This is a genomic window from Sphingobium phenoxybenzoativorans (genome assembly GCF_018286635.1).
Classification (GTDB): domain Bacteria; phylum Pseudomonadota; class Alphaproteobacteria; order Sphingomonadales; family Sphingomonadaceae; genus Sphingobium; species Sphingobium phenoxybenzoativorans.
The window spans coordinates 964,143-982,589 of the sequence record NZ_CP073910.1 but is presented as its reverse complement, the minus strand read 5'-3'; the positions used below and the strand labels follow the sequence as shown (position 1 = coordinate 982,589).

Genomic DNA, 18,447 nt, shown 5'->3' with positions numbered 1-18,447 from the left:
GTCTCCTTTGTGCGCTGCATCCGCATATTGGCCGCGCCTGTCCAACACCCGCTCGCGCTTTCAGCTATGCCGTTCAGGCATGTCTGGCGTTACGAGCCATGCGTTGCTACATTTCGACCATGGATCTTCGTCAGCTTCGCCACTTCCGTCAGATCGCCCTCTCCGGCAGCATCTCCGCCGCCAGCGGCACATTGCGGATCGCTCAACCGGCGCTCAGCCGCCAGATGCAAATGCTTGAGCAGGAATTGGGCGTCACGCTGTTTCACCGCACAGGTCGCGGCGTGCTGCTTACTGCGGCGGGCGAAGCGTTACTGACCGACTCTTTGACCCTGATCGACGAAGCCGAGGAACTGGGTCGGCGCATTCGCGCTTTTGGCGGCATTCCTGCAGGGGAAGCGACAATCGGCCTGTCCCCCACGATTGGACGTCTGCTTACGCTTCCGCTGGCGACGCGCGTGCGGCGGGATTTTCCCAACCTGAAATTGCGGATCGCCGAAGGGTTCAGCGGGACATTGCTCGAATGGTTGCAAACCGGCCGCCTCGACGCGGCCATACTCTACCATTCACCGGCCAATTCGGCCTTGCGTTGTGAAAAAGTGGGGCAGGAGCCGCTATCTGTCATTGGCAGCGTAGTGCGCCCTGCCTTCCCGCCGGGCGATCATGTGCCTATCTCTGCCCTGAAGGGGCATCCACTGGTGCTGTCAACCCCGGCGCACGGCTTACGTCAGATGGTGGAGCGCCATGCCGCCACAGCAGACGTCAAGCTTGACCTGCTCTTCGAGTTTGACTCCCTCGATGCGACGATCGCTCTGGTCAAGCAGGGCATGGCCCTCACGATCCTTCCAGAGTCGGCCGTACGGGCTGAACTTGATGCGGGAACGCTGCTTGCATGGCCGGTCGGATCGCCCAGCCTGGTGCGTCCGTTGATCATAGCGACAGCGCCGCAACGCCCCGGCGCAATCAGTGCGCGCGAACTAAGCGCATTACTGCGTGAAGCGATCATGTCCGCAGCGCCACCGGAGAATGGCAAATCTACGTCCGCCGGCTGAAGGCAAAGACGTTAGCGCGCGCCCAGTTTGCGCGAATGCAATTCCAACCTTTCACGAAACTCCGCGAGAACACGCGCGGCACCATATAGCGTTTCCGGCGATATGCCTGCGCTCAGCGACGCCGCCCAATCCCGCGCCTCACGCGCCGCAAGTTCAAACAGGCGATGCCCCTGCTCTGTCGCAACCAGCAGCTTCGCACGCCGATCCTGCGGATTATCCACTAATGAAGCCAACCCCTGTTCGACCAGTTCGTTCGCCACACGCTGAACGCCTTGGCGGCTATGCCCCAGCCCTCTTGCAATATGCGCCACGGTAACATGGGTCTTGGCCCGGCAGATGGACGTAAGAATCAGCCAGTCAGCGGGCCTGAGGCCCGCGCTTTTTGTTGTCATCTTGCGGGCAATAGCAAGCCGGCCTGAGAGCCGGACGACCTGATCCACCAGCGCGATAAGCGCTATGTCCGATCGGCTCATGCCCCCTTCAACACCGACATCGCGGGGAGAAATAGACAACATAGTGCGTATTTTGCATGCAATTACGAGCGTGTCAACGCAATCGGCCTTTCAATCGCGGGGGAATATGCCAATCTCCTCGCAGGAGAGGAGCACTATAATGAGCATGCATCCCGGCACTACCAGCGCGCAGAGCAACTTCGCCGAAGACCGTCTGGCAATCGTCAATCTATTCGCCGCCTATGCGCATTTCGCCAATGTGGGTGATATCGATGGCTGGGCCAATTGTTTCACTTCCGACGCGACTTACGCCGTTTCCGCGCCCAGAGCGCCGGGCATCCCGCTGCCAATAGCGCAAGTCGTAGCCGCTGAAACACCGCAATTCGCCGCGTATCGCCGGATGCTGGATGACCCCGATTCCGGGGAGCGGAAAATCTACTGTATCGTTAATCCTTATGTGGTCACGCAGGACGCTTCATCAGCCTCGATTGTATGCGAACTGGTGCAGTTGCGCGCGCAGCCCACAGGACCGGCGCCACGCATCCAACTGACCGGCACCTATAGCGGCGATCTCGTCAAACGGGATGGAGAGTGGCGTATATTCCGCTGGGCCATTTCGACAACACGGCAACCTGAGTCCGTTTCGGAAGTGCCGGCCTTATGGTGGCTGAATGTCGCCGCCAGCAAGGATGGTGACTGGCGCGCGCCAGCCGAACAGGCTTAAGGCCGATGGATCTGGGATTGCGATCCCGCACTGCGCTGGTCTGTGGCGGGTCGAGAGGTATTGGCCTGGCAATCGTAGAGGAACTGACGAACGCGGGCTGCCGTGTCGCAATACTCGCGCGCGATCAGGCAAGACTCGATGAGTTGGTCAGTGATTTGCGGCATCGCGGCCACGAGGCGGTCGGCATTGCCGGCGATCTGGCCGATCTGGAATTCTATAGGCACGCATCTGACATGGCGACAGCGACGCTCGGTCCGCCCACCATCGCCATATTCAACGGTTTGTCACCCCGATCCGGCGATTTCGATGCGATGACCATTGCTGATTTCGCTGAAGCCCATCATCAAGTGGTTGGTTGCTTCGCCGCGATGGCGAAGGCGGTTCTGCCCGGAATGAAGGCGGAGGGATGGGGACGGATCGTCACCATCGGCTCGAACGTCGCAAAACAACCTTTCCGGGGAGACAGGGATGCCGCCTATGTGCTGGCAAATACGGAACGGGTCGCCGCCGTCGGTTTGAGCAAAACCCTGTCGGCGGAATTGGCCCCCTTCGGCATTACGGTCAACACGATCCTTACCGGCGCGATCGATACCGGCAGCGCACGGGCATGGTGTGCGCAGCAAGCGGCCGAAGCGGGCATAAGCACAACCCAATTTATGGACCGCTTCGTCAACGACCGCATCCCGATGCGGCGTATGGGGACCCCGGATGAGATGGCGGCGCTATGCGCTTTTCTGTGTTCGGCACGCGCCGGCTACACCACGGGCGAGACAATACTTTGCGACGGCGGCGTATCGATGGCGATGATCTGACGGCCTTTACCGGCCTTTGAAGGCGGGAGAGCGCTTTTCCTTGAAAGCGCTCACGCCCTCTCGATAGTCATTGGTCAATCCCAGCCGCCGCTGGGCATCGCGTTCATGATCGAGTTGATCGTCAAAAGTCGACGCCCACGACCGCCTGATGGCGCGTTTGGTCTCCACCAACCCGGCTGTCGGCGCCGCCGCTAGCGTCATCAGCAGCTTTTCAACTTCCGTATCGAAAGCCTCGTCATCAACGGCTTTCCAGATCATGCCCCAGTCCGCAGCCTGGCTGGCATCGACAGGCTCCCCGGTCAAAGCCATCGCCATAGCGCGCGGATTGCCAACAAGATGCGGGAGAGTCCAGGTCCCGCCGCTATCGGGCAGCAAGCCGATCTTGGCGAACGCCTGGATGAAGCGCGCACTGCGTTTTGCAATCACGATATCAGCCAGCAGGGCAATATTCGCCCCCGCCCCAGCCGCCACGCCGTTTACGGCGCAGATCACGGGAAAGGGTAAAGCGACGATCCGGCGGACCAGAGGATTATAATAGGTTTCAATATTATGGCCCAGGTCCAGCGGCGCGCCGCTCTCGACATTGCGCTCGGCAAGGTCCTGACCGGCGCTGAATGCGCGCCCCGCCCCTGTGAGCAATATCACCCGGACCGAACCGTCCGCTTCCAGAGTGTCCAGCGCCCGCATCAACGCCTCATGCATGCCCACGGTGAATGCATTGAGCCGGTCCGGCCGGTTGAGCATTATCCGCCCAACACCCCCGTCGATAGACAGTAGAACTGGCGAATCCTCGTTCATGCCTGCACCTCGGAACGCGCTTCCCTGGCCAGCAAGTCAGCGCGCAGTTCGTTCTTCAATATCTTGTTTGCGCCACTAAGGGGCAGAGGGGTCAATCGCACTTCGACCGATCGCGGACATTTGAAGCCTGCGATCATCGACTTGCAATGATCGATCACCTGCTGCGGCTCGATTGCCACACCTGACACGGGTACAACGACCGCGTGAACGGCTTCGCCCCAGCGCGCATCCGGCCGGCCGAATACAGCGCACTGCTGCACGGACGGGTGCGCGGCAATGGCGTTTTCAACCTCCTGCGAATAGACATTCTCCCCGCCGGAAATAATCACATCCTTCAGACGGTCGACGACATAGAGATAGCCGTCACCATCCAGATAACCGATGTCGCCCGTATGCATCCATCCGCCGCGCAGCGCCTCGGCCGTGGCATCAGCCTGCCGCCAATATCCCAGCATGACCATAGGCCCGCGTACGACAATCTCTCCCCGCTCCCCGGCCAGAACTGGAGCGCCAGATGGATCGACCACCGCAATGTCCGCAAGCAGCGCCGGACGGCCCGCTGACCGCAGCAATCCTTTCGCCGCCATCTCCGGCATATGTTCACGCCAGCCCAGCATCGTCGCGATTGGCGATGTCTCCGTCATCCCATAGGACTGGACGAACCGGACATCCGGCAATCGCGTCATAACCTGCCGCAGCAACGCCTCCGGCATGGCGGCCGCGCCATAGGTTATGTAGCGCAGCGAGGACAGATCAGCGCTTGCTATCTCTGGCTCATCCAGCAAGGCGCTTAGCATCGTCGGCACAAAAGTCGCCAGCGTCACGCGATGCCGTGCGATCACGGACAGAACTTCGCCCGCGACGAAGCGCGGCAGAACGACATGCGTGCCCGCCGCCTGCGTCACCGAAAACAGCCTGACGCCCGCCGCGACATGGAATAGCGGGCCGCAATGGAGGTGAACCGTGCGCTCATCCATACCGATGTGCGATATAAAATTCGCCGAATTGGCGAGGATATTGGCATGGCTGAGCATCACGCCCTTCGGCGCTCCGGTCGTGCCTCCGGTATAAAACAGACAGGCAAGGTCATCGCCGCCCCGCCCCGCGTCCGGTACGGCCTGCGCGACCGCCAACGCCGCCTCATAAGCCGTCATGCCATCTGGCGCGGGGCCATCCGCACAATGGATGATGGCGGACACCGTTCCACCCGATGCATGCTTCAACTCGCCAGCGAATTGCGCAAAGTCGGGACCAAGAACGATAATCTTCGGCTCAGCATCGGCAATCTGCGCTGCAATCTCCTGAACAGATAGCCGGTGATTGAGCGGCGTTATCACGCCCCCCGCATGCAACGCAGCGAAATAGCATTCCAGGGACCGGTGGCTGTTCAACGCAAGCAAGGCGACGCGATCCCCCGTCTCCAATCCAAGCGATTTGAACATGCCAGCAAGCCGCGCGGTCCGGTCCACAAACTGCGCCCAACTGAACTGCGCGTCACCGTCGAGGATCGCCACGCCATGCGGGCGCATCAAAAGCGCGCGCCGCATTCCCTGCGTCAGTCCAATCATCACGCGCAACTCCACTCAAAGCCGTTTTGGACAATCCGCTTCGTCACTATCCGCCTCTCAGACCTCAAGAGGAAAGCCTCCCGACACCCGCAAAGTTTCCCCGGTGATGAAACTCGCCTTGTCCGAACAAAGGAACATCGCCGCATCCACGATATCGCCGGGAAGCCCCTGGCGCTTGAGCAATTGCAGATCATTGATGAAATGGCCGACCATATCGGACGGAAGGTCCGCCATGACCGACTCCGTCGCCATCAATCCCGGCGCCACGGCATTGACCCGTATATTATCAGGCGCAAACTCACGGGCAAAACTGACGGTCAACCCGCGCACGGCGAGCTTCGACAAGCCATAGGGCCCAGGTATCGTATATCCTGCAATCGACGCGAGGTTGAGAATGACGCCACCCCCACGCCGGGCCATTGCGGACCTGACCGCCACCGAGCAATTGATGACGCCCATGACATTCACTTCCAACACAGCGCGGACATCCGCTCGCGATATGATGGAAAAATCTGCGCTGTACCGGTTGGCCAGAAGCCCGGCATTGTTGATCAGGATGTCCACACCACCCAGCGTTTCGACAATATGGGCGACCGCCGAGTCGACCGCTTGTTCGTCGCTGACGTCACAGGAAACGGCGCTGCACGATGCGCCATCGACGGAAAGGGAACTGGCTGCGCGTCGCGCCTCATCTCCATCCCTATCCAGGATGACAACCGTTGCGCCAGCGGCGCATAATGCCTGTGCAAAGCCAAAACCGAACCCGCGGGCGCCTCCGGTGACGATAGCTATCTTATCTTTATGCTCCATCACTTCGACATATTGCATGCAAAATTACTTGTCCATATTTTCCGAAAGCAGCTTGCGTGAGAGAACGGTCATTAAATTAGCCGAATACGCTTTTGGCTTGGCTTTTCAGAAATGAGTTGCATGCAAAATACAGTAGAAGCTAGGCAGGAACCCCATGATTGAGAAAAACCGTCCGAATGACTTTGACCAGCGGCGCATCACATTTGCGGGCGCACATGGCCTGACCATCGCTGGAACAGCGGTCGGCCCTGCTGACGGTCTGCCGGTCATTCTTTCGCATGGTGGGGGACAAACCCGATATGCCTGGGGCCGTACAGCGCATTCTTTGGCGGAGTTGGGCTTCCTCGCAATCTCGCTGGATCTGCGTGGCCATGGGGAAAGCGGCTGGATGTCGTCCGGCCTTTACGTGATCGAAGATTATGCCGAGGATTTGCGACTATTCTCTGCGACTCTGGACCGCCCGCCTATACTGGTGGGCGCATCACTGGGTGGCATAGCGTCGCTTCTGGCCGCCGGTGAGCCGGACTATGCTCCGATTTCGGGCCTATGTCTGGTCGATGTCTCGCCCCATCTCAAATCAGACGGCGTGGCCGGCATATTGGGCTTCATGAGAGAGACCAGCAAAGGCTTCGACACGCCTGAACAGGCGGCGGACGCCATTGCCGCCTATGTCCCCCATCGCCCACGCCCTACAGACATTGAGGGCCTGAGAAAAAATTTGCGGGAGGGAGAAGACGGCCGCTTTTACTGGCACTGGGACCCGCAGACAATTGCCAAGCCACTGGAACCGGAACGCACAAGCAAGCGGCTGGAGCAGGCGGCGGCGCATATAGATGCGCCAGCGCTGCTGCTGCGCGGCGAGTTGAGCGAACTGGTGACCGCAGACGTCGCAAAAAACTTCATGGCGCTGTTCAACAGGGGGGCGACCGTCGACATTCCCGGCGCGCGGCACATGGTTGCGGGCGACAGAAACGATCTGTTCGGCAGGGAACTGATCGCCTTTGCAGAAAATATACGAAACGAGAGGACAGGGGATGTTGGCCAATAACGCGCCGTTGCCGGTGCTGACGCCGGAGACGGAGGCTTTCTGGACCGGAGGCCGCGAGGGGAAACTAATGATTATGCGGTGCGCGCAATGCACGCGCCGACATCATCCGCCCAGTCCGGTATGCCCCCATTGTTACAGCGAACGGGTGGCGCCAGAAGCCGTATCGGGCCGCGCGAAGATCGCCAGCTTCACCGTAAATCACCAGAAATGGCTGCCCGACATGAAGGTGCCGTTCGTGATCGCAATCGTTGAATTGGATGAACAGCCGGATATCCGGATAACCACCAATATCGTCAACGCGCCGCCAGAGACGATAAATATTGGCCAGTCCGTCCAGGTGTTATTCGAACAGCATGACGATGTGTGGCTTCCCCTTTTCCAGCCGGAGGAAGGCGCATGACATTTGGCGAGAAACAGGTCGCCATCACCGGCATAGGCCAGTCGGAGATCGCACGCCCCTCCTCGCGGTCGGCGCTCCTGCTGACCATCGACGCCATTCTGGCGGCCATCGAGGATGCCGGATTGACGCCAGCCGATATAGACGGGCTGACGACCTGGCCCGGCCGGATGGACAGCGATCCGGGCTTTGGCCCGGTCGGCACCACAGACATCAAGGAAGCGTTGGGCCTGAAGCTCAATTATTTTGCCGGCGGCAAGGAAGCGCCGGCTCAATTCGGTGCAGCCATCAATGCGATCGGCGCGATAGCGGCGGGACTGGCCCGCCATGTGGTCGTGTTCCGCACAGTTTATGAAGCCACGACACGCAAGCAGACGGGCGCTGGCACTGCATTTGGCACTGCGCGCGTTCCGGACGCCCGTTTTCAGTGGCAACTGCCCATGGGCGCGATGTCCGCATCAAACTGGACCGCCCTCTACGCCCAGCGGCATTTTCATGATTACGGCACCACACGTGAACAGATGGCGCAGATTCCGCTTAACTGCAGGCGGAACGCAGCCCTTAATCCCAAGGCGATATATCGCACGCCGCTGACTCTCGACGATTATATGGGTGCGCGGATGATTTCGACTCCGCTCTGCCTTTATGACTGCGACGTGCCGGTGGATGGGGCGACCGCGATCATCTTCTCACGCGCCGATGCCGCCGGCGACCTTCGCCATGCACCGATCAGGCTGGAAGCCGTTGGATCGGCGCTGCATGGCCGCGACAGTTGGGATCAGCGGGCGGACCTGACCAGCATGGCGGCGTTCGACGCCGCGAAGATGATGTGGTCCCGCACCGATATGAAGCCGTCGGATATAGACACCGCGCAGCTCTACGACGGTTTCACGATCCTGACGATGCTTTGGCTGGAAGCGCTGGGCTTTTGCGGGAAGGGTGAGAGCGGCGCCTTCATTGAAGGAGGCGCTCGCATCGCGCTGACAGGCGAATTGCCCCTGAACACATCCGGCGGACAATTGTCAGAGGGCCGCGTGCACGGCTACGGCTATCTCCACGAAGCATGCCTCCAACTGCGCGGCGGCGCTGGAGCGCGACAGATTGCGAAGCCTGTAAATACTGCGGTCGTGGGAACAGGCGGCGGCCCATTGGCCTCCTGCATGCTGCTACGAAACGATTAGGTTCTTCGTGCGAAGTGGCGCGGGCGACTGTAACAGCCGCCCGCCCGCGTAGTCATAATGCTTCGAAGATCGTCACATTGGCCAAACCGCCGCCTTCGCACATGGTCTGAAGGCCGTAACGCCCCTTGCGCTGGCGCAGCGCATGAATGAGCGTGGTCGCGAGTTTCGCGCCCGACGCGCCCATGGGATGCCCAAGCGCCATTGCACCGCCATGCACATTCAACCGGTCCAGATCAGCGCCGATAGCTTTCGCCCAGGCAAGCGGCACTGGGGCGAAAGCCTCATTCACTTCATAGAGGTCGATGTCCTGAATTGACATTCCGGCGGCCTTGAGCGCGCGCTCGGTTGCAGGAATAGGCGTTTCGAGCATGATGACAGGGTCGCCGCCCAGTACGGTCATCTGATGGATGCGCGCCAGGGGAGCGACATTCAACGATTTCAGCATTGCTTCGCTGACGATCAGGACGCCGGCCGAACCGTCGCAAATCTGGCTGGAACTGGCGGCGGTGACCAGCCCGTCAGGCAGCACTGTCTTCACCGCCCCAATCGATTCCGGCGTGGCATCAAACCTTATGCCTTCGTCGACGTCATGCGGAACTGCGTTGCCTTCAGCATCGACACCCGAAACGGACAGGATTTCCTCCGCGAACAGCCCGCTTTCGGTCGCCGCGATGGCGCGCTTGTGGCTGGACAAAGCCAATGCATCGCAATCGGCGCGGGAAAAGCCATATTTGGCGGCCATCATCTCCGCGCCCTTGAACTGATTATACGCAAAGCCGGGGCGGCGTTCCAGCATCACAGGACTCATCGGCCCGCCCCAACCCTTTTCATGGGCCAGCGTGTAAGCCGAGCTCATCGGAACGCGCGTCATGCTCTCGACACCGGCGGCGATGACAACCTGCGCGCTCCCGGCGATCACCGCCTGCGCAGCAAAATGGATCGCCTGCTGGGACGATCCGCACTGACGATCGACCGTCACGCCGGGCACTGTTTCGGGCAGGTTCGACGATAATATCGCCTGACGGGCGACGTTGAACGCCTGCTCGCCGACCTGGGTGACACATCCCATGACAACATCGTCCACCTGGGCAGGGTCGATGCCGGATTGTTCGACCAGCGCATCAATCACGCGCCCGGACAAATCCGCCGGATGCCAGTTCCTCAGACGCCCACCCCGGCGGCCTCCGGCTGTGCGGGTAGCGGCGACAATATATGCTTCAGCCATGACGATCCTCGAAAAACAGGGAAAATATCTGCCCGCGATCAGCGCGGCGGCATGCGGATTGCACCGTCAAGGCGGATGACCTCACCGTTGACATAACCGTTGCGGCAAAGCTCCAGCACCATCGACGCATACTCCTCCGGCGCGCCGAGACGGCTTGGGAATGGCACGGATTCGGCGAGACTCTTGCGCATCTCCTCCGGCGCAGCGAGCATCGGGGGGGTAGCGAAGATGCCCGGCATGATCGTGTTCACGCGGATGAATTCCGATGCAAGGTCGCGCGCGATAGGCAGGGTCATGCCGACGATCCCCGCCTTTGCCGCGGCATAGGCGACTTGTCCGATCTGGCCATCCTTGGCTGCGGCCGAGGCGGTGTTGACGATAACCCCGCGTTCGCCGTCGATGGGATCGAGGGATGCCATGCCCGCGGCGGAAACGGCGGCGCACTGAAATGCGCTCATCAGATTGAGGTGGACGATCTTGGTGAAGCGATCCAATGCCATAGGCTCAATCGCGCCTGTCTCGCGATTGCGGCGGATGATCTTTGCGGACGTGCCGCCACCCGCACAACTCACCAGGATGCGCTCCTGCCCATGCGCTGCGCGCGCAGCAGTGAAGCCCGCCGCCACGGATTCCGCAGACGTCACATCGACTGAACAGAATGCGCCGCCTAGTTCCTTTGCGACCGCCTCGCCCCGTTCCGCATTGAGATCGAAGATCGCGACTTTTACGCCTTGTGCCGCGAGCGCCCGCGCTGTCGCCTCGCCCAGGCCCGAAGCCCCGCCCGTGACCACAGCCGAAATCGATCCATCCAGACGCACCCCGATTCTCCTATATCACCAATTCATTCGCATATTGCATGCACGATACCGCCTAACGGCGCAACCCGTAAGGCAGAATGAACATCGTCCCTCCATTGAAATTTGCCGAGTTTCTAGCGGTTTCCTCTATTGAAGGGAAATTCGCGACCTTTCCGCCTCTCCTTTACCGATGCACAAATTCGCGTGACATTCGCAGCATCCCAACTTATTTGCATGCAATATAGAATGACGGGAGACGATTGATGTTTGAAGGCAAAACGGCCCTGATTACCGGCGCTGGCAGCGGCATGGGCGCAGCAGTGGCGCGTCACCTGGCGTCCAAAGGCGCGAACGTGGCGCTTGTCGGAATTGATTCAGCCCCCCTTGAAAAGGTTAGCGCAGAAATAGCTGCGGCCGGAGGTTCGGCCATCGGCATCGCAGCCAATGTAGCGAAGCCCGACGAGATGGAGCGCGCAGTTTCGAAGACGGTCGAAACATTCGGCGCGCTGCATTTCGGCGTCAACTGCGCAGGCGTATCACAAACCCCCAAGCCCATCGGCGAGCTTGCTCCATCCGAATGGAGCGAAACCATCTCCGTCAATCTGGACGGCATCTTCCATGCCATGCGCTACGAGATCCCCGCTATCCTCGCAGCAGGCGGCGGCGCGATCGTCAACATTTCGTCCGTGTTCGCGCATAAGGGATTTGCCGATCGTTCAGCCTATTCGGCTTCGAAGCATGCCGTAATTGGCCTCACACGCAGCGCCACGCTGGACTATGCCTCGAAAGGACTTCGCGTAAACACCCTCTCCCCCGGCGTCATCGATACGCCAATGTTGGACGTTGATCGCGAATCCAGCAATCAGTTCGCGCAATATATCCCAGCGCGCAGGATTGGCCGCCCGGAAGAAATCGCAACCGCCGTCGCATTCCTGCTTTCGGATGATGCATCCTATGTCAACGGCGCGGAATTGATCGTCGACGGCGGCTTTCTTGCCTAACGGCATAAGCGGCTAGGAAGCACTGGTCGTTAGGAGGCACTGGGGCGCAGCAGGTCAATCATGCCCAAATCTGCATACCAGTCCTCCATCAGGGGCGCCAAATCTTTGGACCGGGCGAGAGGGATCAACAGTTCCGCGTCACGGCCGACAATCCACTGGTAAGGCGGCTTGGCCATTGTCGCCACCTCCATAACAGCACTTGCGACGTCATCGGCCGTCTGACCCGCCATCATTTCCTGGATGAATGGCCCCATGCCGTTGCGGAGGCGCATTTCGAATGGCCAGTATGGCGACTGCTCGTCAAAGCCGTCGGGATATACATAGTTGGCGGCAAAGCGCGTGGGGAACGCTCCAGGCGCGACGGAAATCACATCTATTCCAAATGGTCGCAACTCGATCCACAGAGATTTGGTCAGCCCCTCCAGCGCATGTTTCGATGCGCAGTAAGCGCCCCTGTGCGCAACCGACATATGCGCCACGACCGAGGAAATGTTGATGATCCGGCCTTGTCGACGCGCGCGCATGCTCGGCAATATGCTGCGGATCAGGCGAAGAACGCCAAAGACGTTGGTGTCGAACTGCGACAGCATTTGCGCGTCGCTCAAATGCTCGACGGGCGCCACAACCTCGTAGCCTGCATTGTTGACAAGAATGTCGATCGGATGGCGGGCGGAAGCATCCGCCAATGCCGCGTCTACATCCGCAGCACTCGTGACGTCGAGCTTTCCGATGGCGATAGGCAGACCGCCATCCCGCAATTCCTCAAGCGGCCCAGCGCTCGACAGATTTCGCACGGTTGCATACACGTCATGCCCCGCACGCGCCGCCAGTTCCGCTGTCGCAAGACCGAAGCCGCTGCTACACCCTGTGATGAAAAACCTCTCCATTCCTGCAGCTCTCCATTTTTGTCAGCTTTACTTGTTGAACATAAGGCTGGATTCAGCAAGCGTGCCGACTTCATAAAATCTCATATTTACATGCAATGTTGTCAAAGGGCGGGGAATGATTGAGCATTGGACCGAAGCTGGAAATGAGAGCGTTCTGCCCCGCCTGCTTCAACAGCGCGCGAACGAAACACCGCAACGGATTTATGCGGAGTTCGAGGATGGTGAGAGTTGGACATATGCGCGCTGCTGGTCGCTTGCGCAGGAGACCGCGGCGATGCTGGCGTCATATGGCCTTGGCCGTGGCGAGGTGCTTCTACTATGGGTGCCCAACGGCCCCGATTTTCTCAGGCTATGGATGGGAGCAAATCTGCTCGGCGCAATCGTGGCGGCCCCAAATCTGGCGTATCGGGGCAATATTCTGGAACATGTCATTAATCTGACAGGAGCCAGAATAGCTGCGATCGATTCCACATTGATGGATCGACTGGAGGGCATCGATTCAAGGATCTTGGAAAACATCATCGTCACGGGGGACGGCCGGCATATCTCGTCAGATTGCCGCGCAGTCGCCTTGCCCGACTCTGACCATATGCGTTTTCCGCCAGTCGCATTGCCGATTGTGGAGCCATGGGACCCACAATTCATTATGTTCACTTCCGGCACCACGGGTCCGTCCAAGGGCGTGACAGTACCCTATGCCCAAATGCATGCGATTGCGTCCACGCACTATGGGTCGCGCTTTGGCCCCGACGACCGTTATCTGCTCAATCTTCCGCTATTCCATGTTGGTGGACTGCTTCCGGCGGTCGGCGCAATGATCACCGGCGGAGCGGTGGTCGTGATGCCCAGCTTCAAGACCGATCGTTTTTGGGCAACCGTGCGGGATCGGAACATCACCGGCTGCACAATGATTGGGGCAGCAGCATCCTTCCTCGAAAATCTGCCGCCGACCGCCCAGGACAGCGACAACCCTCTGCGCTGGGTGTCCATGTTTCCGCTTGTCAGGGATACGCCCGCATTCGCGCGGCGCTTCGGCATAGGCATCTTCACAGGTTATGGCATGTCGGAACTGTCGATCCCGATAACTTCTGATGACCACGCCCTGCCGGCGGGCAGTTGCGGTTATCTCCGGGACGATTACGAGGCCCTGCTGGTCGACGCACATGATATGCCGGTTGCCGAGGGGGACGTAGGCGAACTTATCCTGCGCCCCCAAAAGCCGTGGATCATATTCAGCGGATATTGGCGCAACCCGGAGGCTACGGCGGAAGCCTGGCGCAACGGCTGGTTCCATACGGGCGACACTTTTCGCCGCTTGGCCGACGGGGCCTATATCTTCGTCGACAGAACGAAGGACGCATTGCGTCGAAGGGGAGAAAATATCTCCTCCTATGAGGTGGAGGTAGAAATATTGGCCCATCCGTCAGTCGTCGAGGCCGCTGTCATTGGCGTCCCGTCCTTACATGGCGAACAGGATGTGATGGCGGTTGTTGTGCGCGGCGGAAGCGATGACATCACTCCCGCTTCGTTGATCGAATTTCTGAAACCCCGCCTGCCGGGCTTCATGCTACCGCGCTATATCCGCTTCACGGACACACTGCCGCGCACGCCCAGCCTTAGGGTTCAGAAACATGTGCTGCGCGAAGATGGTGTGACGCCCGATAGCTGGGACCGGCTGGGATAGACCGCCTCAACCCGGCAGCGAAAGCACGATGGACGCGCCAGTAATGCATGCGGCATCGGCGGAAATAAGCAAGGCAATGGCGCGCGCAGCGCCACCTGGCGTCACCCAGCCCGACCTGTCCGCATCGGGCATATCCCGCCGGTTGGCTGGCGTATCGATGATGGTCGGCAATATCGCATTCACACGGATACCACGGCCCCGCAATTCATCAGCCAGGCTTTCGGTAAGCGCTTTGACGCCAGCCTTGGAAGCCGCATAGGGCGCCATCCCCATGGCGGCGGCGTTGGCGGCCGCCGCTCCGACATTTACGATGGACCCACCGCCGCCTGCCAGCAGATGCGGTATCGCCGCACGCGCTGATACCGCTGCGGTGCGCAGATTCATACGATACATACGGTCCCAGCTATCAATGCTTCCGCCCTCGACCGGTTCCCATATGAAACCACCGGCAACATTGACGACCGCATCCAGTCCACCGAGACTTGCGGTGACCTCAGAATATGCCTTTGTGACCGAAGCCTCGTCGGCAAGATCCACGCCCCCCAGGACGACAGATGCCGCTCCGGCCTCCGCGGACGCCATATCGACAATCGCAACCTGCATGTCCCGCGCAGCGAGTTCCGCCGCAACGGCTTTTCCCAACGCGCCCAGACCGCCAGCAACCAATATTCTCATAGCGCGGCCTAATTCCTGCGCCAGCTCAGCGGGAGATACAGCATGGCGTTATTCTTCCCCGATTCAGCGATGACCTTTTCCCCCGCCTTGATCTGAAATTCGGGAATGCGGGCGAACCAATGCTCCAGGAATGTCCGAAGCTCCAGACGCGCGAGGTGCGATCCCAGGCAACGATGTGGCCCGCTTCCGAAAATCATGTGCGCCTTGTTCTCGCGATGAAAATCAATCGTCATGGGATCGGGAAACTGCCTGTCGTCAAGTCCGAACAAGGTCGTCGAAAGCAGGACAGGGTCACCCGCGCGCATCTCGATGCCCTTAAACTGCATATCGTTGCGGACCATCCTGGCGAGATTGGTGACACCATGATAGCGCAGCAATTCTTCCACCGCTTCCGGGATCAGCGATGGGTCATCAGCCAGTTGCCGCTGATGCTCAGGATGGGTCGCCAGAAAGCGCATTGAGAAGCCGAGTTCGGCAACGACTGTATCAAGCCCGGCGAACATCAGATTAATGCACATGCTGAAAACTTCCTGCTCGGTGGCAGGCCGTCCCTGTATCGTGCTGTCGATTACCTTCGTCGCCAGATCGTCCCGCGGCGTGCGGCGGCGGTCGTCCAGCTTTTCACTCAGATAGGCGATCATCGCATCCATTGAGGATTGAACCCGCGCAGGATCAGGACTGCGTGTCTGGTCCTCGACCAAGGGCAGCAGCATCGCTGCATCCTCCATCGGGAAACCCATCATGCCAAGGAACACGGCGATTGGGAGCCGTTGGGCCACAGCCTCCTGAAATTCGCATTCGCCGTCCGCAATGAAGCCTTCAATCAGATTGGCGGACAGATCACTGACGATCTGCTCGTAATTTCTGAGAGCCTTTGGAGAGAAGGCTGGCGCTAGAGCATTGCGATAGTCGCTAAGCTCGGGTGGATCATATTCCGCAGGCGCAAACCTGAAGCCGGTATTGACATAGGGTATGGAGACGATCTGACTGGAGAAAAGATCATAGTTCCGATACGCTTCCTGAATATCCTCGGCACGGGTGAACACCCAATGGCCGCCATTGCGCGGCGTGTAGAAAATATCGGGGCCATCATGAAACTGGTGCCACGTCTTGTGGATGTCTCCGTCGATCGCATTCATATCGAATACGTCGAAATCACGCACCAGCCCGGCGGCAACATGGGGCGGCGGTGAGCTTGGCACGGTTAGCTTCGCGTGCGTGGTCATTCCGGCCTCCTCATCTCATATCGCATTTCAGCTTATGTTGACGACATGCTATCAGCAAGATTACATGCAATCAATCAAGAACAGTGCAAAATCCGGCCATAACCAGCCATTAATTCCCTATATTGCGTACATTTATGGAGAGGGCATGAATTTAACCGAGCCGAAACGTCTCCGGGGTCTGGATCGTGGAGAGCGCTGCGCATTATTGATATCGGAATGCCAGACAGCGGTGATCGATCCAAAAGTCGCCATGTTCAAGGATTTGGCGAATGCAGCGCAAGCCCGCGCGCTCCCCACAAAGATATCCGCACTTGCGCATCGATGCCGCAATGCGGACATTCCAGTGGTGCATTGCATCGTCCGGCTTCTACTAGGCGGAAAAACAGCGACTGCCAACTCGCCAATCCATTCCATCATGCGCAAAAGCCCGTTCCTCCATCGCGATCATCCAGCATCGGGCATTCATCCCGGCATAGAAGTAGATCCCAGCGACATCATTTCCGACCGCGCGCACGGCATCACCGCTTTCCATGACAGCGGCCTTGAAACCGCGCTCCGCGCCTTGAACGTCGAGACGCTGATCCTCACCGGCGTTTCCACCAACATCGCCCTGATCGGCGCAAGCATAGAGGCCGTTAATCGCGGCTTCTCAGTGGTTATCGCGGAGGATTGCACGGCCGGCGCGACTCCCGAAACCCACGCACATTCCATTGAGCAGACCTTGCCTATCCTGGGCACGGTCTGCAGCACGGGAGCCATTATGCCCTATATAAGAAATCAAACCGGCGTCAGTTAACGCTAATCGGCTCTCAGTCCAAAATAGACGCAGCCGCCTAAACGGGGTCCCATGTGAATACATCGCTGGACACCTGTAGCGGAAACAGGCTGGGCCGCATGGCGGGCATGAACTCCTCTGCAATAGTTGCCGGCGTCCAGCCCTGCTCGCGGTGAAGCGAACGAACGGGTCGCGGAGGACTGAACAGGAAAATCTCATGCTTGCGCACGCAGAAAATCTGCCCTGAGACATCGGCGGCGGCATCCGAACAGAGATAAGCGACAAGCGGAGCAACCTTGTCCGGCGTCATCGTCTTCAATCGTTCTACTCGCTGCTTTTGCGCTTCGGTCTCCGCGGGAATGCTCTCCGTCATGCGGCTCCAGGCGAAAGGCGCAACACAATTTGAGCGCACGCCAAACCGGCGCATATCGAGTGCGATAGAATTGGACAGGCCGACAATCCCCATCTTGGCTGCGGAATAGTTGGACTGACCCACATTGCCGATCAGGCCGGAAGTCGACGTCATGTGGACGAATGCGCCGCCGCCCTGATCCTTGAAATAGGGCGCAGCCGCGCGCGACAAATGAAAGCTGCCGCCAAGATGAACATCGACGACCGATTGCCAGTCCGTCGCGCTCATCTTGTGGAACATGCCATCCCTGGAAATCCCGGCGTTGTTGACGATGGCGTCCACGCGCCCAAATGCCTTCACGGCATCGTTCACTATGGAGGCAGCACCTTCCGGATCCGAGACGCTCGCCAGGTTGGCGACGGCCTTTCCCCCTGCCGCGATAATTTCGGCCACGACTTCGGCGGCGGGGCCGCTATCCGCTCCGTCACCGCTAAGCGATCCGCCAAAGTCATTGACGACGATCGAGGCGCCCTCTGCTGCGCATGCCAGGGCGAGCGCACGGCCAATCCCTCGGCCAGCCCCCGTAACCGCGACAACCTTGCCCGTGAGCAATTCCGTTCCAGACATCTGCCTACCGCCTCATTCAATCACAATTGCGACGCGGGCAGATTGACCACCAGCCCATCGATATCGGCCGACAGCTTTATCTGACAGGACAGCCGGCTATTCTCATCAGGATCCACCGCCATTTCCAGCATCATTTCTTCTTCGGAATTGGGCGTACCGACCCTGTCCATCCAGTCCGGCGCGATGTGCACATGGCATGTCGCGCAGGCCAAACCACCGCCACAGTCCGCCAATATACCGGGGACGCCATTGTTAAGCGCGACCTGCATCACGCTCTCACCCTCATTCCCGTTCACGGTGCGGCTTTCGCCGCGATGCGAAACGAATGTCACCTCAACCATCACCCAACTCCAGTCATG

The 18,447-nt window shown here is 59.5% G+C and carries 20 protein-coding genes; 9 read left to right on the top strand and 11 right to left on the bottom strand.

Features of this window, described 5'->3' with window-relative positions; genetic code table 11:
* Positions 1–98 precede the first annotated feature (98 nt).
* Complete coding sequence (locus KFK14_RS04845; protein WP_212610074.1) at positions 99–1,049, top strand: LysR family transcriptional regulator; 951 nt, start codon at positions 99–101, stop codon at positions 1,047–1,049.
* A gap of 11 nt (positions 1,050–1,060) precedes the next feature.
* Here KFK14_RS04845 and KFK14_RS04840 read toward each other — a convergent pair whose 3' ends face one another.
* On the bottom strand, positions 1,061–1,522 hold the full coding sequence (locus KFK14_RS04840) for a MarR family winged helix-turn-helix transcriptional regulator (RefSeq protein ID WP_070153611.1): 462 nt from the start codon (positions 1,520–1,522) through the stop codon (positions 1,061–1,063).
* Between the two features lie 139 nt (positions 1,523–1,661).
* On the opposite strand from KFK14_RS04840, the gene KFK14_RS04835 reads away from it, so the two are divergent.
* Positions 1,662–2,225 (top strand): nuclear transport factor 2 family protein, encoded by a 564-nt coding sequence (locus tag KFK14_RS04835; protein WP_212610073.1) that lies wholly within the window; start codon positions 1,662–1,664, stop codon positions 2,223–2,225.
* A gap of 5 nt (positions 2,226–2,230) precedes the next feature.
* Positions 2,231–3,037 carry an SDR family oxidoreductase gene (locus KFK14_RS04830; RefSeq protein WP_212610072.1) on the top strand — a complete coding sequence of 269 codons (807 nt, stop codon included), beginning with the start codon at positions 2,231–2,233 and terminating at the stop codon, positions 3,035–3,037.
* A 6-nt stretch (positions 3,038–3,043) separates the two neighbouring features.
* On the opposite strand, the gene paaG is transcribed toward KFK14_RS04830, so the two are convergent.
* From paaG to KFK14_RS04815, 3 genes are read right to left on the bottom strand one after another with little or no spacing between them, the layout of a single operon-like run.
* A complete protein-coding gene (gene paaG / locus KFK14_RS04825) occupies positions 3,044–3,835 on the bottom strand; it encodes a 2-(1,2-epoxy-1,2-dihydrophenyl)acetyl-CoA isomerase PaaG (protein ID WP_212610071.1) in 792 nt (263 codons plus the stop codon).
* Positions 3,832–5,403 carry an acyl-CoA synthetase gene (locus KFK14_RS04820; RefSeq protein ID WP_246525019.1) on the bottom strand — a complete coding sequence of 524 codons (1,572 nt, stop codon included), beginning with the start codon at positions 5,401–5,403 and terminating at the stop codon, positions 3,832–3,834. The genes paaG and KFK14_RS04820 overlap by 4 nt, the downstream gene beginning before the upstream one ends.
* Positions 5,404–5,460: 57 nt before the next feature.
* Positions 5,461–6,231: an SDR family NAD(P)-dependent oxidoreductase gene (locus tag KFK14_RS04815; protein ID WP_212610069.1), complete on the bottom strand. Its 771-nt coding sequence runs from the start codon at positions 6,229–6,231 to the stop codon at positions 5,461–5,463.
* A gap of 136 nt (positions 6,232–6,367) precedes the next feature.
* Here KFK14_RS04815 and KFK14_RS04810 point away from each other — a divergent pair, with 136 nt between their 5' ends.
* The 3 genes from KFK14_RS04810 to KFK14_RS04800 are packed head-to-tail and all read left to right on the top strand — an operon-like array spanning position 6,368 to position 8,839.
* Positions 6,368–7,261, top strand: coding sequence for an alpha/beta fold hydrolase (locus tag KFK14_RS04810; protein WP_212610068.1), 894 nt, complete (start codon positions 6,368–6,370; stop codon positions 7,259–7,261).
* Entirely contained in the window at positions 7,248–7,661 is a 414-nt protein-coding gene (locus KFK14_RS04805) for a Zn-ribbon domain-containing OB-fold protein (RefSeq protein ID WP_212610067.1), read from the top strand. The genes KFK14_RS04810 and KFK14_RS04805 overlap by 14 nt, the downstream gene beginning before the upstream one ends.
* Positions 7,658–8,839, top strand: a complete 1,182-nt coding sequence (locus KFK14_RS04800) for a thiolase family protein (RefSeq protein WP_212610066.1) — start codon at positions 7,658–7,660, stop codon at positions 8,837–8,839. Before KFK14_RS04805 ends, KFK14_RS04800 begins: the two co-directional genes overlap by 4 nt.
* A 52-nt stretch (positions 8,840–8,891) precedes the next feature.
* On the opposite strand, the gene KFK14_RS04795 is transcribed toward KFK14_RS04800, so the two are convergent.
* Together KFK14_RS04795 and KFK14_RS04790 are read right to left on the bottom strand one after the other, a co-directional pair.
* Positions 8,892–10,064 (bottom strand): acetyl-CoA C-acetyltransferase, encoded by a 1,173-nt coding sequence (locus KFK14_RS04795; protein WP_212610065.1) that lies wholly within the window; start codon positions 10,062–10,064, stop codon positions 8,892–8,894.
* A 38-nt stretch (positions 10,065–10,102) separates the two neighbouring features.
* Complete coding sequence (locus tag KFK14_RS04790) at positions 10,103–10,882, bottom strand: SDR family NAD(P)-dependent oxidoreductase (protein ID WP_212610064.1); 780 nt, start codon at positions 10,880–10,882, stop codon at positions 10,103–10,105.
* A 242-nt stretch (positions 10,883–11,124) separates the two neighbouring features.
* Between KFK14_RS04790 and KFK14_RS04785 the strand changes: the two genes are divergently transcribed.
* Positions 11,125–11,862, top strand: coding sequence for an SDR family NAD(P)-dependent oxidoreductase (locus KFK14_RS04785; RefSeq protein WP_212610063.1), 738 nt, complete (start codon positions 11,125–11,127; stop codon positions 11,860–11,862).
* Between the two features lie 29 nt (positions 11,863–11,891).
* On the opposite strand, the gene KFK14_RS04780 is transcribed toward KFK14_RS04785, so the two are convergent.
* Entirely contained in the window at positions 11,892–12,749 is an 858-nt protein-coding gene (locus KFK14_RS04780; RefSeq protein WP_212610062.1) for an SDR family oxidoreductase, read from the bottom strand.
* 115 nt (positions 12,750–12,864) lie between these two features.
* Here KFK14_RS04780 and KFK14_RS04775 point away from each other — a divergent pair, with 115 nt between their 5' ends.
* Positions 12,865–14,433, top strand: a complete 1,569-nt coding sequence (locus tag KFK14_RS04775) for an AMP-binding protein (RefSeq protein WP_212610061.1) — start codon at positions 12,865–12,867, stop codon at positions 14,431–14,433.
* A 6-nt stretch (positions 14,434–14,439) separates the two neighbouring features.
* On the opposite strand, the gene KFK14_RS04770 is transcribed toward KFK14_RS04775, so the two are convergent.
* Entirely contained in the window at positions 14,440–15,108 is a 669-nt protein-coding gene (locus tag KFK14_RS04770; protein ID WP_212610060.1) for an SDR family NAD(P)-dependent oxidoreductase, read from the bottom strand.
* 8 nt (positions 15,109–15,116) lie between these two features.
* On the bottom strand, positions 15,117–16,334 hold the full coding sequence (locus KFK14_RS04765) for a cytochrome P450 (protein ID WP_212610059.1): 1,218 nt from the start codon (positions 16,332–16,334) through the stop codon (positions 15,117–15,119).
* 64 nt (positions 16,335–16,398) lie between these two features.
* On the opposite strand from KFK14_RS04765, the gene KFK14_RS04760 reads away from it, so the two are divergent.
* On the top strand, positions 16,399–17,130 hold the full coding sequence (locus tag KFK14_RS04760; protein ID WP_212610058.1) for a cysteine hydrolase family protein: 732 nt from the start codon (positions 16,399–16,401) through the stop codon (positions 17,128–17,130).
* 37 nt (positions 17,131–17,167) lie between these two features.
* On the opposite strand, the gene KFK14_RS04755 is transcribed toward KFK14_RS04760, so the two are convergent.
* Together KFK14_RS04755 and KFK14_RS04750 are read right to left on the bottom strand one after the other, a co-directional pair.
* Positions 17,168–18,088 carry an SDR family NAD(P)-dependent oxidoreductase gene (locus KFK14_RS04755; RefSeq protein ID WP_070153659.1) on the bottom strand — a complete coding sequence of 307 codons (921 nt, stop codon included), beginning with the start codon at positions 18,086–18,088 and terminating at the stop codon, positions 17,168–17,170.
* Between the two features lie 20 nt (positions 18,089–18,108).
* Positions 18,109–18,429, bottom strand: coding sequence for a 2Fe-2S iron-sulfur cluster-binding protein (locus tag KFK14_RS04750; protein WP_212610057.1), 321 nt, complete (start codon positions 18,427–18,429; stop codon positions 18,109–18,111).
* Between the last annotated feature and the right edge of the window lie 18 nt (positions 18,430–18,447).

What these genes read in the sequence shown, in the direction of transcription:
- KFK14_RS04760 (WP_212610058.1), top strand. Translation starts at nt 16,399, where the DNA reads ATGCAATCAATCAAGAACAGTGCAAAATCCGGCCATAACCAGCCATTA.
- KFK14_RS04775 (WP_212610061.1), top strand. Translation starts at nt 12,865, where the DNA reads ATGATTGAGCATTGGACCGAAGCTGGAAATGAGAGCGTTCTGCCCCGC.
- KFK14_RS04815 (WP_212610069.1), bottom strand. Translation starts at nt 6,231, where the DNA reads ATGCAATATGTCGAAGTGATGGAGCATAAAGATAAGATAGCTATCGTC.
- KFK14_RS04770 (WP_212610060.1), bottom strand. Translation starts at nt 15,108, where the DNA reads ATGAGAATATTGGTTGCTGGCGGTCTGGGCGCGTTGGGAAAAGCCGTT.
- KFK14_RS04810 (WP_212610068.1), top strand. Translation starts at nt 6,368, where the DNA reads ATGATTGAGAAAAACCGTCCGAATGACTTTGACCAGCGGCGCATCACA.
- KFK14_RS04785 (WP_212610063.1), top strand. Translation starts at nt 11,125, where the DNA reads ATGTTTGAAGGCAAAACGGCCCTGATTACCGGCGCTGGCAGCGGCATG.
- KFK14_RS04845 (WP_212610074.1), top strand. Translation starts at nt 99, where the DNA reads ATGCGTTGCTACATTTCGACCATGGATCTTCGTCAGCTTCGCCACTTC.
- KFK14_RS04755 (WP_070153659.1), bottom strand. Translation starts at nt 18,088, where the DNA reads ATGTCTGGAACGGAATTGCTCACGGGCAAGGTTGTCGCGGTTACGGGG.
- KFK14_RS04765 (WP_212610059.1), bottom strand. Translation starts at nt 16,334, where the DNA reads ATGACCACGCACGCGAAGCTAACCGTGCCAAGCTCACCGCCGCCCCAT.
- KFK14_RS04750 (WP_212610057.1), bottom strand. Translation starts at nt 18,429, where the DNA reads ATGGTTGAGGTGACATTCGTTTCGCATCGCGGCGAAAGCCGCACCGTG.
- KFK14_RS04820 (WP_246525019.1), bottom strand. Translation starts at nt 5,403, where the DNA reads ATGATTGGACTGACGCAGGGAATGCGGCGCGCGCTTTTGATGCGCCCG.
- KFK14_RS04795 (WP_212610065.1), bottom strand. Translation starts at nt 10,064, where the DNA reads ATGGCTGAAGCATATATTGTCGCCGCTACCCGCACAGCCGGAGGCCGC.
- KFK14_RS04800 (WP_212610066.1), top strand. Translation starts at nt 7,658, where the DNA reads ATGACATTTGGCGAGAAACAGGTCGCCATCACCGGCATAGGCCAGTCG.
- KFK14_RS04780 (WP_212610062.1), bottom strand. Translation starts at nt 12,749, where the DNA reads ATGGAGAGGTTTTTCATCACAGGGTGTAGCAGCGGCTTCGGTCTTGCG.
- KFK14_RS04840 (WP_070153611.1), bottom strand. Translation starts at nt 1,522, where the DNA reads ATGAGCCGATCGGACATAGCGCTTATCGCGCTGGTGGATCAGGTCGTC.
- KFK14_RS04835 (WP_212610073.1), top strand. Translation starts at nt 1,662, where the DNA reads ATGAGCATGCATCCCGGCACTACCAGCGCGCAGAGCAACTTCGCCGAA.
- paaG (WP_212610071.1), bottom strand. Translation starts at nt 3,835, where the DNA reads ATGAACGAGGATTCGCCAGTTCTACTGTCTATCGACGGGGGTGTTGGG.
- KFK14_RS04830 (WP_212610072.1), top strand. Translation starts at nt 2,231, where the DNA reads ATGGATCTGGGATTGCGATCCCGCACTGCGCTGGTCTGTGGCGGGTCG.
- KFK14_RS04805 (WP_212610067.1), top strand. Translation starts at nt 7,248, where the DNA reads ATGTTGGCCAATAACGCGCCGTTGCCGGTGCTGACGCCGGAGACGGAG.